Source organism: Microbispora sp. GKU 823, from assembly GCF_002027145.1.
GTDB lineage: Bacteria > Actinomycetota > Actinomycetes > Streptosporangiales > Streptosporangiaceae > Microbispora > Microbispora siamensis.
This window is the reverse complement of sequence record NZ_MWJN01000005.1, coordinates 1-13,509: the sequence shown is the minus strand read 5'-3', so window position 1 is coordinate 13,509 and position 13,509 is coordinate 1. Positions and strand designations below refer to the sequence as shown.

The window sequence follows — 13,509 nt, the reverse complement described above, 5'->3', positions numbered from 1 at the left end:
CTCGATGAAGATCCGCACCGGTTCCGGAACCGTGCCATGATGGCGATCAGCGCGCTGACCGCCACGGTTCGCCGGGCGGAGCGACAGCGTCCTTGACCCCCGCAAGGAGGTTCCGTGACCCGACCCGACGAGGCGGCCCGAGCAGCCGGTCGAAGTGAGCCGATTCGTGTGCTGATCGTCGACGATCACGCGTTGATCCGCCGCAGCCTTGAGCTCGCGCTGGCCGCGGAGGCGGACATCGAGGTGGTAGGCGAGGCGAGCGACGGCAAGGAGGCCGTCGAGCTCGCGGACCGGCTGATGCCGGACGTGGTCCTGATGGACGTCCGCATGCCGAAGCTGGACGGTATCGGCGCGACTCGGAAGATCAAGGAGTCGGTGCCGAGCACCCGGATCATCATGCTGACCGTCAGCGACGAGGAGGAGGACCTCTTCGAGGCGATCAAGGCGGGTGCGACCGGTTACCTGCTCAAGGACGTCCAGATCGACGAGGTGCCCGACGCCGTGCGCGGCGTCCACGAGGGCCAGTCGCTCATCAACCCCGCCATGGCGGCCAAGCTGATCAGCGAGTTCGCGAACATGAGCCGCAAGGAGGCCGAGCGGCCCCCTCAGCTCCCGGTCCCCCGCCTGACCGAGCGGGAGATGGAGGTCCTGCGCCTCGTCGCCAAGGGCATGAACAACCGCGAGATCGCCAAGGACCTGTTCATCTCCGAGAACACGGTGAAGAACCACGTCCGCAACATCCTGGAGAAGCTCCAGCTCCACTCCCGGATGGAGGCCGTGGTCTACGCGGTGCGCGAACGGCTGCTGGAGATCACCTGACCGAGGCGACCCGAAGGGGCCGCCGAGGGAGCCTGACGTAGGTGGACCCGGGCCGCCGTCGCCCCGGTCCGGCGGGAGGTGAGCGCCGGGTCGTCGCGGTGCGGGCCGGTGCAGGGCAGCGGGGCGACCGCGTCAGCCTTGATCATTCAGGCTTTTTCAGGGGGACGTTCAGGTTTTTCCCTGAGGCGCGCGGAGCCGGGGTTGGGATTGACTGTGGCTCCGTGACCCAGGAGACCATGGACGAGAGCGCTGAGCCGGGATCGCGGCCGACGTCTCGGCGACGATCGCGGCTGGTGACCTGCCTGGCCGTAGCCGCCGTCACCGCCGGGGCGGGGTTGTGCGGTCTGGCCGTGCTGTTGGCGGCCGCCGTCGTCACCCCTGTGCCGATCCTTTCCATGACCGCCGCGGCAATCGTCTTCCTGGCCGTCGCTTACGCCGGCGCAGTGCTTGTCACGGCGAGGCGGGTGTCGCCCGGACACCGGCGCACGGCACGACGGGTGGCGTTCACGGCAGGTTCGCTGGTGCCCGGCGCGGTGTTCGCCTGGGCGGCCCTGGCGCCCGCGCCCCCGTCGCCCGCCACGGCCATGGCCGGCGCCTCGCCGGTCCAGGTGTCCACCGGGTCCACGCTCACCGTGATCAAGCTGCCCGCACGCGGCGGGGCGAGCCGCTCGCCGATCGTCGTCGTGCACGGGGGCCCGGGCGTGCCGGAACTGCAGGACAACGCCAAAGCGTTCGCCTCCCTCACCGACCAGGGATTCGATGTCTACCTCTACGCGCAGCTCGGCACCGACGGCTCGACGCGGCTGGACGATCCGCGCGGCTACACCCGCGGACGCGCGGTGGCGGACCTGGAAGGCCTGCGCAGCCGACTCGGACTGTCCAAGGTCATCCTGATCGGCCACTCAAACGGCGGTGAGATCGCCGCGAGATACCTCGCCGCCCATCCTGACCGTGTCGCCGGATTGGTCCTGACCTCTCCCGGGCCGCTGGATCCGGCCGACACCAGCGTCAACCTGGTCAGCGGCCGGCTCGACCCGGCCCGCAAGGCGCAGCTCTACGGCACCCTGCTGCAGCCGCGCTCGCTGCTCGGCTACCTCCTGCTGCAGGTGAATCCGGCCGCGGCGCACGCGTTCCTGCCCGACGCCGAGGCCGACGCCCGTAACGACATTGTGCTCGAACTGGCCCGGCCGGCGTTGTACTGCCGGGGCGCGATGCCTGCGGAGCGGCCCGTGCAGGGCACCGGCTTCTACGCGATGCAGTACCCGCAGTCGGCGACCGCCCCCCGGCCGAGCGACCCCCGCCCGGCGCTGGCCGGCCTGCCCACGCCGACGCTGATCATCAAGGGCTCCTGCGATTACCTGTCCTGGCGCTCCGCCACGACGTACCGCGATCTGCTGCCGAACTCCCGGCTGATCTACGTGAACGGCGCCGGCCACAACGTCTACCACGATGGGAACACGACGGTGGTGGCCGCCATCACGGCGTTCCTCACCCATCGGCCCTTGCCTCTTCCCTCCTACACCGCCGCCGCGCCGCCGGCGGGGTACGAGGGTCCGCCGTGACCGGGCTGTCGCCCCTGCGGTCGACGGCACGCCCGGCTGCGCCGGCCTAGAGAGGGCCGCGGGCCACAGCGGCGCGCAGCGGGGCCTCCAGGTCCGGCGTGCCGACCCGCTCCACCCGCACGTCGGTGCAGCCGACCCAGCTCGCGGCCTCCCACAGGGCGTCGCTCATCGCCTCCACGGCCCTGGCACGGCCGCCGCCCGGCTTGAATCCGACCTGCCGGGCGACCAGCGTGGCGCCCTCGCGGGCCGGGTCGACCGGCCGATGATGCGCCCGCCCGCGAGCACCGGCATCGCGAAGTAGCCGTGCACCCGCTTGTCCTTCGGCACGTACGCCTCCAGGCGGTGGTTGAGGCCGAACACGCGCTCGGCCCGCGCCCGCTCCCAGATGAGCGAGTCGAACGGCGACAGCGGCGTGGTGCGGTGCCGCCCGCGCGGCTCGCTCTCCAGCGCGGCGGGGTCCGCCCAGGCGTTCGGCCCGTCCGCGCCGGCGCCGCGCCGTGCGGGCCAGCCAGACACACGTACGGGCACGAGGCCGGCGGCGCCGCTCAGCAGCGCCTCGTCGAGCATGGCGGCGTGCCCGCCCTTGACGCGGGTGAAGTCGACCAGGTCCGCCCTGGTCGCCACGCCGAGCGACCGCCCGGCGATCGTGGTCAGCCGGGTCACGCACTCGTCGTCGGACAGGTCCTGGGCGAGCAGGTCCGCCGGGACCGCGCGCTCGGCGAGCTCGTAGACGCGCCGCCAGCCGACGCGGCGGGTGCAGACGACCTCACCGATGTCGAGCAGGAACTCGATGGCGATCTTGGTGTCCGACCAGTCCCACCACGGGCCTCCGTTCTTGGCGCCGCCGATGTCGGCCGTCGTGATCGGGCCGTCCGAGCGCACCTGCTCCAGGACCTTGTCGACCACGGGCGGCACTTCGTGCCAGCGGAAGCGCCGCTCCCGGTAGGCGCGGCGGCGGAAGGCGTACAGCGGCCACTGCTCGATGGGCAGGATGCAGGCGGCGTGGCACCAGTACTCGAAGGCACGGGCGGGATCGTCCCAGTAGGCCCGCTCGACCACGGAGCGGCCGACCGGCCCGAGGCGCGCGTACGCGACGAGCTCGTGGGAGCGGGCGAGGACGGAGATGGTGTCGAGCTGGACGGCGCCGACGCGCCGCAGCATGGCGGAAACGCCGCCGCCGCGGGCGGTGGCGCCGAGGAAACCCTGGGCCCGGAGGATGATCCTGCGGGCCTCGTCGGCGGTCAGGTCGGTCACAGCCAGAGATGCTAGACGCCGTGACCGACAAAACGCTTACGGCGGTTGGGGCGCGGGCCTGGAAGGCCTCAGGAGGTGATGGACCGGTGCTCGAACGGCGAGTGGTGCTCCTGGACCGGAACCTGCCGGGGGGCGTCCACGATCACGTCCGAGAAGATGTCGAACGCGAGCGCGAGCAGCCCGCCCACGGCGCAGATGCCCACGCCGATCCAGACGAAGAGCCAGTTCGGCCCGAGGGTCAGCGCCACACCCCCGAACGTGAAGCCGATGAGGATGATGATGACGGCGAGCCAAGATTTGGCGCTTCCCGCGTGGCTGCCCTGGTGTCCGCTCTGTGCCATACCCCGTTTTCTACCTGATGGCGGAGGTGGTCGGAACATCGGGGGAACCTTGGGGGCGGTTTTCCCCTTTGAGATATGCGATTGTGCCGCGGCGCTCCGTCGATTGCAGGTGGGTGTGTCTGGTACGGGAACCGCCTACGATGGCTAGCGGGGAAGTATGTCTCGTCCTCACACCCCGGTGATCGGCCGGGGTAGACCTGCGAGGAGCTTTACTAAAAGTGCCAGCCATTCTCGACAAGATCCTTCGCGCCGGCGAAGGCAAGACTCTGCGGAAGCTCAAGCGCATCGCCGAGCAGGTCAACTCCATCGAAGAGGACTTCAAGAGCCTGTCCGACGCCGAGCTCCGCGCGCTGACCGCCGAGTACAAGCAGCGTCACGCCGAGGGGGAGTCCCTCGACGACCTGCTGCCGGAAGCGTTCGCGACCGTCCGCGAGGCCGCCCGCAGGGTCCTCGGGCAGCGCCACTTCGACGTGCAGCTCATGGGTGGCGCCAACCTGCACATGGGCAACATCTCCGAGATGCGCACCGGTGAGGGCAAGACGCTCACCTGTACGCTTCCCGCCTACCTCAACGCGATCTCCGGCAAGGGCGTCCACGTCGTCACGGTCAACGACTACCTGGCCAAGCGCGACGCCGAGACCATGGGCCGCGTCCACCGCTTCCTGGGCCTGGAGGTCGGGGTCATCCTGGCCAACATGCCGCCGGAGGAGCGCCGCAAGCAGTACAACGCCGACATCACGTACGGCACGAACAACGAGTTCGGCTTCGACTACCTCCGCGACAACATGGCGTGGTCGATCGAGGAGTGCGTCCAGCGCGGCCACAACTTCGCCATCGTGGACGAGGTCGACTCGATCCTGATCGACGAGGCCAGGACCCCGCTCATCATCTCCGGCCCGGGCGAGCAGTCGGGCAAGTGGTACCAGGAGTTCGCCAAGATCGTGCCGAGGCTGCGGCGCGGCACCGAGGGCAAGGACGGCGAGGAGAGCACCGGCGACTACGTCGTCGACGAGAAGAAGCGCACCGTCGGCATCCTCGAGGCGGGTGTGGAGAAGGTCGAGGACTGGCTCGGCATCGACAACCTCTACAAGCCCGAGCACACCCACCTCGTGCAGTTCCTCAACAACGCCCTCAAGGCCAAGGAACTGTTCAAGAAGGACAAGGACTACATCGTCGTCGACGGCGAGGTCCTGATCGTCGACGAGTTCACCGGGCGCGTCCTGCACGGCCGTCGTTACAACGAGGGCATGCACCAGGCCATCGAGGCCAAGGAGGGCGTGAAGATCAAGGACGAGAACCAGACTCTCGCCACGATCACGCTGCAGAACTACTTCCGCCTCTACGAGAAGCTCGCCGGCATGACCGGTACGGCCGCCACCGAGGCCAACGAGTTCCACCAGACGTACAAGCTGGGCGTCGTCCCGATCCCGACGAACCGGCCGATGATCCGCAAGGACCAGCCCGACGTCGTCTACAAGACCGAGGACGCCAAGTTCCAGGCGTGCGTCGAGGACATCAAGGCGCGCTACGAGAAGGGCCAGCCGGTCCTCGTCGGCACCACCAGCGTCGAGAAGTCCGAGAAGCTGTCGCGGATGCTCAAGCGTCAGGGCGTCCCGCACGAGGTGCTGAACGCGAAGAACCACGCCCGTGAGGCCGCGATCGTCGCCGAGGCGGGCCGTAAGGGCGCCGTCACCGTGGCGACCAACATGGCCGGTCGAGGCACCGACATCATGCTCGGCGGCAACCCCGAGTTCCGCGCCGACCTGGAGCTTCAGCAGCGCGGCCTGTCGCCGTCCGAGACTCCGGAGGAGTACGAGAAGGCCTGGCCCGAGGCGCTGGAGAAGGCCAAGGAGGCCGTCAAGGCCGAGCACGAGGAGGTCACCGAGCTCGGCGGGCTCTACGTGCTGGGCACCGAGCGGCACGAGTCGCGGCGCATCGACAACCAGCTCCGCGGCCGTTCCGGCCGTCAGGGCGACCCCGGCGAGTCGCGCTTCTACCTGTCGCTCGAGGACGACCTCATGCGGCTGTTCAACTCGGCCAGGGTCGAGATGATCATGACGCGGCTCAACATCCCGGACGACGTGCCGATCGAGTCGGGCATGGTCTCCAAGGCCATCGCCTCCGCGCAGCACCAGGTCGAGCAGCAGAACTTCGAGATCCGCAAGAACGTCCTGAAGTACGACGAGGTGATGAACCGCCAGCGCACGGTGATCTACGCCGAGCGGCGGCGGGTGCTGGAGGGCGCCGACCTGCACGAGCAGGTGCGCGGCTTCGTCGGCGACGTCATCGACGACTACGTCAAGGGCGCCACCGCCGAGGGCTTCGCCGAGGAGTGGGACCTCGAGAAGCTGTGGAAGGCGTTCGGCCAGCTCTACCCGATCTCTTTCACCGTCGACGAGCTCATCGAGCAGGCCGGCGGCGACCGGGAGGAGCTGACGGCGGAGCTCATCGCCGAGAAGGTCAAGGAGGACGCGTTCGCGGCCTACGACCGCCGCGAGGAGCAGCTCGGCGCCGAGGCGATGCGCGAGCTGGAGCGCCGGGTCATCCTCTCGGTGCTCGACCGCAAGTGGCGCGAGCACCTCTACGAGATGGACTACCTCCAGGAGGGCATCGGCATGCGTGCCTATGCCCAGAAGGACCCGCTGATCGAGTACCAGCGCGAGGGTTACGAGATGTTCTCCGCGATGCTCGACGGCATCAAGGAGGAGTCGGTCGGCTACCTGTTCAACCTCGAGGTCGAGGTGCAGGCCAACCCGATCGTCGAGGAGAACGCCGAGGAGGACACGGCGCTCTCCGAGACCGGCTCGATCATCGCCCGGGCGCTGCGGCAGCCGTCGCGGCCGACGGAGATGGTCTACACCGCGCCGGGCGAGAGCGGCGACGTGGAGGTCAGCCGGGTGCGGTCGACCCCCGAGCAGCGCGCCGCGTACGGCGACACCGAGCGCAACGCGCCCTGCCCCTGCGGCTCGGGCAAGAAGTTCAAGCGCTGCCACGGCGACCCGCGCAACCAGCAGGCGTGACGTGACGTGAGAAGGACCCCGCCGGCCGTTCCGGTGGGGTCCTTCGCATGTCATGCGGTCTCGAACTCGGTGACCAGCCACTGCACGCCCTGCCGCTCCAGCCGTACGGCGAGCACGCGGCTGCGCGGCCCGCAGTGGACGAGCAGGCACATCTCGATCACGCCGTCACGCGGCCGCTGCACGTGGGGAAGGCCCGTCAGCGGCGGCCGCTCGGTGTCGATCATCTTCCCGGCCCGGACCAGTTCGCGGTAGGCCCGCTCGGTCGAGCCGGTCCTGGACGGTCTCCGGCGCCTGCGGCCCGCCAGGATCTCCGCGAGCGCCTGGCCGAGCCCCCGCAGGCGGCGCTCGTCCGTGGGCGTGCCCGTACGGCGCGGCACGGGTGCCAGGGCGAGCGCGCCGTACGTGCCGGGACGCGTCACGTGGCCGCCGCCGTCACGCTCGTCGTACGGAGGATCGGCCGGGGGGGACGGACGCGAGCCGTGGCAGGGGGGACGGGCTTGGGCATCGGGGGACTCCGCTCTCGTGCGCCGTGAATCTGACGCCTAATAGAGGTTGCGGTCAGCCGCCCTGATACGGGGAAACGCCAACTTTGCCGAGTCGCGAGCCTTTGTGCCGCCGTTCGTCCGGGAAGATTCCTCCGGGTTGGCGTGGCCGCCTCGGATTTGAGCACGGGTTGATCGGCAATTAGCAGCATCCGCAATGGCGGGAAACACAACAGGGGCGCCCGGGATCACCGGGCGCCCCTGCTCCCTGAGAGGGGGACCTGACGCGTCAGGCGCGGGCACGCGCCGTGTCGGCGCTCTCCCCGGAGTCCACGTCGGGCTCGGGTTCGCGACCGGGCGTCATGATGTTCAGCTTCTTGATGAGGAAGCTGAAGATCAGGTAGTAGAGGACGAAGTAGACGACGCCGATCAGCATGATCAGCAAGAAGTTGTGCGTGTTGTCCTTGGACGCATTGAGGCCGGCGTCGATCAAGCCCGCGGAGAACCCGAAGCCGAGCCGGCCGTCGAGTGCCGCGACCAGGGCCATCGAGACGCCGGTGAGCAGTGCGTGAACGGCGAACAGGATCGGGGCCACGAAGATGAACGCGAACTCGATCGGCTCGGTGATGCCGGTGACGAACGAAATGAGGGCGGAGGAGATCATGATGCCGCCGACGGTGGCGCGGCGGTGCGGCGGCGCGGCCCGCCACATGGCGATCGCGGCGGCCGGCAGGCCGAACATCATGACCGGGAAGAAGCCCGCCATGAACGCGCCGGCGCCGTCCTGCCCGGCGAAGTAGCAGTTCAGGTCGCCCGCGGCGTGGGTCGCGCCGACGGTGCACTCCGGCACGGTGAACCACACGATCGAGTTGACGAAGTGGTGGAGGCCGAAGGGGATGAGGCCGCGGTTGACGACGCCGTAGATTCCCGCGCCGAGCGTGGAGTTGCCGGCGAGCCAGTCGCCGAAGTTGGTCAGCCCCTGCCCGATGGGCGGCCAGATCAGGCCGAAGACGACGCCGAGGACGAGCCCGGCCAGCGCGGTGAGGATCGGCACGAAGCGGCGGCCGCCGAAGAAGGCCAGGTAGGCGGGCAGCTTCGTCCGGTAGTACCGCTGCCACAGGACGGCCGCGACGAGACCCATGAGGATGCCGCCGAGCACTCCGGTCGGGTTGGCCGCCGCGAGGTTGAGCGCCTCCGCCGGCTTGCCGTCCGCCCCCACGAGCGTCTGGGCCACCTTCTTGTGCACCGCCGCGTCCGCGGAGGCGTCGAAGAACATCAGGTGCGTGACCCGGTCCCAGACGAGGTAGCCGACCACGGCCGCCAGAGCGGTCGAGCCGTCGGCCCGCCGGGCGAAGCCGACTGCGACGCCCACCGCGAACAGCAGCGGCAGCGCGTCGAACAGGGCGCCGCCCGCGCCGCCGATGACCTGTGCGATCTTGTCGAGTGTCGCGTTGTCCGTACGGCCGAGGAGGTCGTCCTGGCCGATCCGGAGAAGGAGAGCCGCGGCGGGCAGCGCCGCGATCGGGAGCATCAGGGAACGGCCGATGCGGGACAGCGCGGTCATCAGCGCGTTCTGGCTGGAAGGTGCTGCGGGCAGGCCCGCGTCGGCGGAGGTGGAACTCATCGGGTGTTCCTCCAGGATGGGGGGACTACTAGAGGCGTCGTGGCCGGGGCTCCGAGGAGCGTCCGGAGCTGGTAGCGGTCGGCGCGATAGGTGGAGACGCCGAGTTCGGCGCATACCCCGCCGGCGAAGGACCGGCGCTGCAGCAGCAGGACGGCCCCGCCACGGGGGAGTTTGAGCAGGTCGGCGTCGCTCGGATCGGCGAGGCCGCCGTCGATGGTCAGCTCCCCGGCGTCCATCACGAGCCCGTAGCGCGACTCGAGCAGGGCGTACAGGGATCGTCCGGTCAGGTCGTAGGCATCGAGATCGGGTGCGAGCGCGACCGGGATGTGGGCGCGCTCGATGCTCAGCGGTTCCCCGTCCGCCGTGCGCAGCCGCTCGATGAAGTGGACGGCGTCTCCCGGCTGGATGCCGAGCTGCCGTGCGAGGTGGGCGCTGGCCCGGACCACCCGCCGGTCCAGGTCGCGGGAGCCCGGCTCCATGCCGCGCGCCCGCATGTCGTCGGTGAAGGAGGTGAGTTGGAGCGCCAGCTCGATCTTCGGGCGGGCCACGAACGTGCCCTTGCCCGGGACCCGGTGCAACCGGCCCTCGGACACCAGGTGGTCGACGGCCTGCCGTACCGTCATACGGGACAGGTCGAAGCGCTGGCTCAGGTCACGTTCGGAGGGGATCGCCGCGCCGATCGGCAGCTCGTTGTTCTCGATCAGATCGAGCAGGATTTCCCGCAGTTGGAAGTACTTGGGCACCGGGCTGGCCGGATCGATCTGGGCCACTGATCCCTCCCCTCTCGCTCTGGATCGTCCGAATAAGTTAAGGTTCTTACTGGTCTAGTCCGGACTAGACCACAGCCGGGAAATGTGTGTCAATGTATGGGCCGGCGACGGATCGATAACGGACAAATCTCGCCAAGCAGAGGATGATCATCGATGACGACCAGGATGCGCGGTGAGATCGCCGAGCAGCCCGCCGCGATTCGGGCGACGCTGGACGCCCTCCTTCCGAGGACGGGCGAAGTCGAGGCGGTCGCGCGGGGCACCCGCCACCTGCTGTTCGTCGCCCGCGGGACCTCGGACAACGCGGCGGTCTACGGCCGCTACCTGATCGAGGCGCGGGCGGGCCGGATGGCCGCGATGGGCGCCCCCTCGGTGGCCACCACCTACCGCCGCAAGCTCGACCTCGACGGGGTGCTGGCCGTCGGCCTGTCCCAGTCCGGCCGTACGGAGGAGATCGTCGACACCCTCCAGTGGGCGAAGGACTGCGGTGCGAAGACCGTCGCGATCACCAACGGCGGCGAGGAGTCGCCGCTGGCCCAGGCCGCCGACCTCGCACTGTGCACGCTCGCCGGCGAGGAGAAGGCCGTCCCGGCCACGAAGACCTACACGACCCAGCTCGCCGCGCTGGCCGTCCTCGCGATCGGCCTCGGCGCCGACGTGGACCCCGACGACCTGCGCCGGGTGCCGGACGCGGTGGAGAAGCTGATCTCCGACCCCGGCGACCTGGACGCCGTGGTCGAGGGCCTGGCCGACAAGCCCGGCGTCGTCGTCTCCGGCCGCGGCCTGGCCTTCTCGACCGCGCTGGAGCTGGCGCTGAAGCTCAAGGAGGCGTGCTACCTGCACGCCATGGGCCTGTCGTACGCCGACCTGCTGCACGGCCCGATCGCCGTCGTGGACGCCGAGACCCCGGCGATCCTGGTGGCGGCCGGGCAGGGCCCGACCCTGGCGGGCACGGTCGCGCTGGCCGAGCGGGTCACCGGCGCGGGCGCCGCCGCCTTCGGCGTCGGGGGCGGCGAACGGCTCGCCTCCGCCTCGACCGCCGCCCTGAACGGTCCGGACCTGCCCGAGTGGGTGGCTCCGCTGGGACTGATCGTCCCCGGGCAGTTGCTCACCGAGGCGCTCGCGCGCAGGCTCGGTATCGACCCCGATTCCCCCCGCGGTCTGAAGAAGGTCACGCAGACCGACTGACCGACAGACCGGCCGAACAACAGGAGGACCCCCATGGCTGCAGACGCCGAGGCGATCATCGCCGGGCTCGGTGGCGCCGACAACATCATCGAAGTGGAGCCGTGCATCACCCGGCTGCGCACCGAGGTGCACGACGCCTCGAAGGTGGACCAGGCCGCGCTCAGGGCGGCCGGCGCCCACGGAGTGATGGCGGCGGGCAACGTCGTCCAGGTCGTGGTGGGCCCCGAGGCCGACACCATCGCCAGCGACATCGAGGACATCATCGGCTGAACCCGGGAGATCGTCGCGGGTCCGCCGGTCTCGGCGGACCTGTGGCGACGCCTGCCCGGATCTCAGGGAAGGGCTCTTCATTGACGACTGTTCTCGCCCCGGTCGCGGGGGCGGCCATCGGCCTGGCCGCCGTACCGGACCCGGTGTTCTCGCAGGCGATGGTCGGCCCGGGAACCGCGATCGACCCCCTCAGGCAGCCCGTCGAGGCCCTGGCCCCGATCGACGGCACGATCGTGAAGCTGCACCCGCACGCGTACGTCGTGGTGGGGGACGACGGCAGGGGCGTGCTGGTGCATCTCGGCATCGACACCGTGCAACTCAAGGGCGAGGGCTTCCGCCTGCTCGCGGCGGAGGGGGACCGCGTCAGCGCCGGGCAGCCCGTCGTCGCCTGGGACCCCGCGACGGTCGAGGCCGGCGGGCGCTCGCCGGTCTGCCCCGTGGTGGCGCTCGACGCCGTGGCGGGCTCGGTCGGCGAGATCGCCGAGGGCGGCGTGGCCGCGGGTGACCCGCTGTTCGAGTGGTCGTGATGCTCAGGTGACGGAGGCGGCGCTCTTCGATCTCGACGGCACCCTGGTCAACACCGAGGTCCGCAGCCGCGCCCTGTGGCGGATGTTCCTGGACGACCGCGGCATCACGTACGACGAGACGCTGTTGCGGCGCGTCATGGGCAGGCGCGGGGTGGACGTGATCCCCGAGGTGCTGCCCGGAATGGATCCTGAGGTCGTGATGGAGGAGATCCGCTCCTACTACGACCATCCGGACCTGCCCGGCATCGTGCCGGTCCCGGGGGCGGCGGAACTGGTGTCCCGGGTCGCGGAGCAGGGGGCTCCGCTGGCCCTGGTCACCTCGGCTCAGCGATGGTGGGCGGTGGAGCGGCTCACCGACATCGGCGTCGTGGAGGTGGTACGGACCATCGTCTCCGCTGAGGACGTGACCGTGGGCAAGCCCGACCCGTCCGGCTATCTCATGGCGGCCGACCTGCTCGCGGTGGATCCGGCCGAATGCGTGGTGTTCGAGGACTCGCTCGCCGGGATAGCCGCGGCTCGGGCCGCGGGTATGACCTGCGTTGCGGTGGCCACCACCCATCATCCGGATGAACTCTCGCACGCGGATCTGGTAATACCCGATATGTCGGGTATTGACTGGCCTTTGACGGAACTACCGGCGGTCTAGACCACCGCTGCAGGAGGAGGAAACGTGGCCGAACGCACAGTCAGCGTCGCGTCCGAGGTGGGGCTGCACGCGCGCCCGGCGGCGACGTTCGTGCAGACCGCGGCGAAGGTGCCCTTCGACGTCACCATCGCGAAGGCGGGCGGTTCGCCGGTGAGCGCGAAGAGCATCCTGTCGGTTCTGGCGCTCGACGTACGGCAGGGGGAGTCGATCGTGATCAGCGCGGAGGGCGAGGGCGCCGAAGAGCTGCTCGACGAGCTCGCCCAGATCGCCTCGGCCTCCTGACGCCAGTGGACGGGCAGGAGAAGACGGGGACGACGGCGGGGGACGACAACGGCGCGCGGTCGTCGGCCGGCACTGTGCTTCCCGGTACTACTGTGCTTGCCGGTACCGGGGTCAGCCCCGGGGCCGGGTACGGCCCGGCCCACGTGCTCGCGGGTGAGATCCCCGAGCCCGACAAGGAGGCGCGCCACGACGGCGACGCCGCCGCCGAACGGGCCCGCGCCGAGCGGGCGGTCGAGGAGGTGGCCGCCGCCCTGGAGGCGAGGGGCGCCAGGGCGGGCGGCGAGGCCCAGGAGGTGCTCGGCGCGCAGGCGCTGATGGCCCGCGACCCGAGCCTGGCCATGGAGGTCGGCGAGCTCATCGACCGGGGTGTGGCCGCCCCGCGCGCCGTCTTCGACGCATTCGGCAAGTATCGGGACCTGCTCGCGGCGGCCGGCGGCTACCTGGCCGAGCGCGTGGCGGACCTCGACGACATCCGCGACCGGGTGATCGCCGTGCTCACCGGCCTGCCCATGCCGGGCGTGCCGGCCAGCGCCGCCGAGCCGTTCGTGCTCATCGCCAAGGACCTCGCCCCGGCCGACACCGCGCTGCTGTCGAAGGACGTGGTCGCCGCGTTCGTCACCGAGCAGGGCGGGCCGACCAGCCACACGGCGATCCTCGCCCGCTCGATGGGCGTGCCCGCCGTCGTCGGCTGCGCCGGCGCGACCGCGATCGCCCCGGCACCCCG

15 protein-coding genes are annotated in these 13,509 nt (G+C 70.4%); 9 read left to right on the top strand and 6 right to left on the bottom strand.

Going from position 1 to position 13,509, the window contains the following annotated elements; translation table 11 throughout:
* Positions 1-114: 114 nt before the first annotated feature.
* Positions 115-819: a response regulator transcription factor gene (locus B1L11_RS04280; RefSeq protein WP_079313276.1), complete on the top strand. Its 705-nt coding sequence runs from the start codon at positions 115-117 to the stop codon at positions 817-819.
* Between the two features lie 236 nt (positions 820-1,055).
* Positions 1,056-2,381, top strand: a complete 1,326-nt coding sequence (locus B1L11_RS04275; RefSeq protein ID WP_079313275.1) for an alpha/beta hydrolase — start codon at positions 1,056-1,058, stop codon at positions 2,379-2,381.
* A 46-nt stretch (positions 2,382-2,427) separates the two neighbouring features.
* On the opposite strand, the gene B1L11_RS49720 is transcribed toward B1L11_RS04275, so the two are convergent.
* From B1L11_RS49720 to B1L11_RS04265, 3 genes are all read right to left on the bottom strand, one after another.
* Positions 2,428-2,550 carry a hypothetical protein gene (locus B1L11_RS49720; RefSeq protein WP_256862211.1) on the bottom strand — a complete coding sequence of 41 codons (123 nt, stop codon included), beginning with the start codon at positions 2,548-2,550 and terminating at the stop codon, positions 2,428-2,430.
* Entirely contained in the window at positions 2,547-3,635 is a 1,089-nt protein-coding gene (locus tag B1L11_RS04270; RefSeq protein ID WP_256862210.1) for a winged helix-turn-helix domain-containing protein, read from the bottom strand. The genes B1L11_RS49720 and B1L11_RS04270 overlap by 4 nt, the downstream gene beginning before the upstream one ends.
* A gap of 68 nt (positions 3,636-3,703) precedes the next feature.
* Positions 3,704-3,976, bottom strand: a complete 273-nt coding sequence (locus tag B1L11_RS04265) for an HGxxPAAW family protein (protein ID WP_079313274.1) — start codon at positions 3,974-3,976, stop codon at positions 3,704-3,706.
* A 218-nt stretch (positions 3,977-4,194) separates the two neighbouring features.
* Here B1L11_RS04265 and secA point away from each other — a divergent pair, with 218 nt between their 5' ends.
* Complete coding sequence (gene secA / locus B1L11_RS04260) at positions 4,195-6,996, top strand: preprotein translocase subunit SecA (protein ID WP_079313273.1); 2,802 nt, start codon at positions 4,195-4,197, stop codon at positions 6,994-6,996.
* A 50-nt stretch (positions 6,997-7,046) separates the two neighbouring features.
* Here the strand turns inward: secA and B1L11_RS04255 are convergent, their stop codons facing one another.
* From B1L11_RS04255 to B1L11_RS04245, 3 genes are all read right to left on the bottom strand, one after another.
* Complete coding sequence (locus B1L11_RS04255; RefSeq protein WP_079313272.1) at positions 7,047-7,415, bottom strand: Rv3235 family protein; 369 nt, start codon at positions 7,413-7,415, stop codon at positions 7,047-7,049.
* Positions 7,416-7,767: 352 nt separating this feature from the next.
* On the bottom strand, positions 7,768-9,102 hold the full coding sequence (locus B1L11_RS04250; protein WP_079313271.1) for a PTS transporter subunit EIIC: 1,335 nt from the start codon (positions 9,100-9,102) through the stop codon (positions 7,768-7,770).
* A complete protein-coding gene (locus tag B1L11_RS04245) occupies positions 9,099-9,872 on the bottom strand; it encodes a GntR family transcriptional regulator (protein WP_079313270.1) in 774 nt (257 codons plus the stop codon). Before B1L11_RS04245 ends, B1L11_RS04250 begins: the two co-directional genes overlap by 4 nt.
* A 153-nt stretch (positions 9,873-10,025) precedes the next feature.
* Between B1L11_RS04245 and B1L11_RS04240 the strand changes: the two genes are divergently transcribed.
* From B1L11_RS04240 to B1L11_RS04215, 6 genes are all read left to right on the top strand, one after another.
* Positions 10,026-11,060: an SIS domain-containing protein gene (locus B1L11_RS04240; protein WP_079313269.1), complete on the top strand. Its 1,035-nt coding sequence runs from the start codon at positions 10,026-10,028 to the stop codon at positions 11,058-11,060.
* 33 nt (positions 11,061-11,093) lie between these two features.
* The gene (locus B1L11_RS04235) at positions 11,094-11,330 is read left to right on the top strand and encodes a glucose PTS transporter subunit EIIB (RefSeq protein ID WP_079313268.1); all 237 of its coding nucleotides are present in this window, start codon (positions 11,094-11,096) and stop codon (positions 11,328-11,330) included.
* Between the two features lie 80 nt (positions 11,331-11,410).
* A complete protein-coding gene (locus B1L11_RS04230; protein WP_079313267.1) occupies positions 11,411-11,857 on the top strand; it encodes a PTS glucose transporter subunit IIA in 447 nt (148 codons plus the stop codon).
* 7 nt (positions 11,858-11,864) lie between these two features.
* Complete coding sequence (locus tag B1L11_RS04225; RefSeq protein ID WP_179154971.1) at positions 11,865-12,503, top strand: HAD family phosphatase; 639 nt, start codon at positions 11,865-11,867, stop codon at positions 12,501-12,503.
* A gap of 24 nt (positions 12,504-12,527) precedes the next feature.
* Positions 12,528-12,785: an HPr family phosphocarrier protein gene (locus tag B1L11_RS04220; RefSeq protein ID WP_079313265.1), complete on the top strand. Its 258-nt coding sequence runs from the start codon at positions 12,528-12,530 to the stop codon at positions 12,783-12,785.
* Between the two features lie 92 nt (positions 12,786-12,877).
* Positions 12,878-13,509: phosphoenolpyruvate-utilizing N-terminal domain-containing protein (locus B1L11_RS04215; RefSeq protein ID WP_372974646.1), on the top strand; the 632-nt coding region annotated here is incomplete at its 3' end.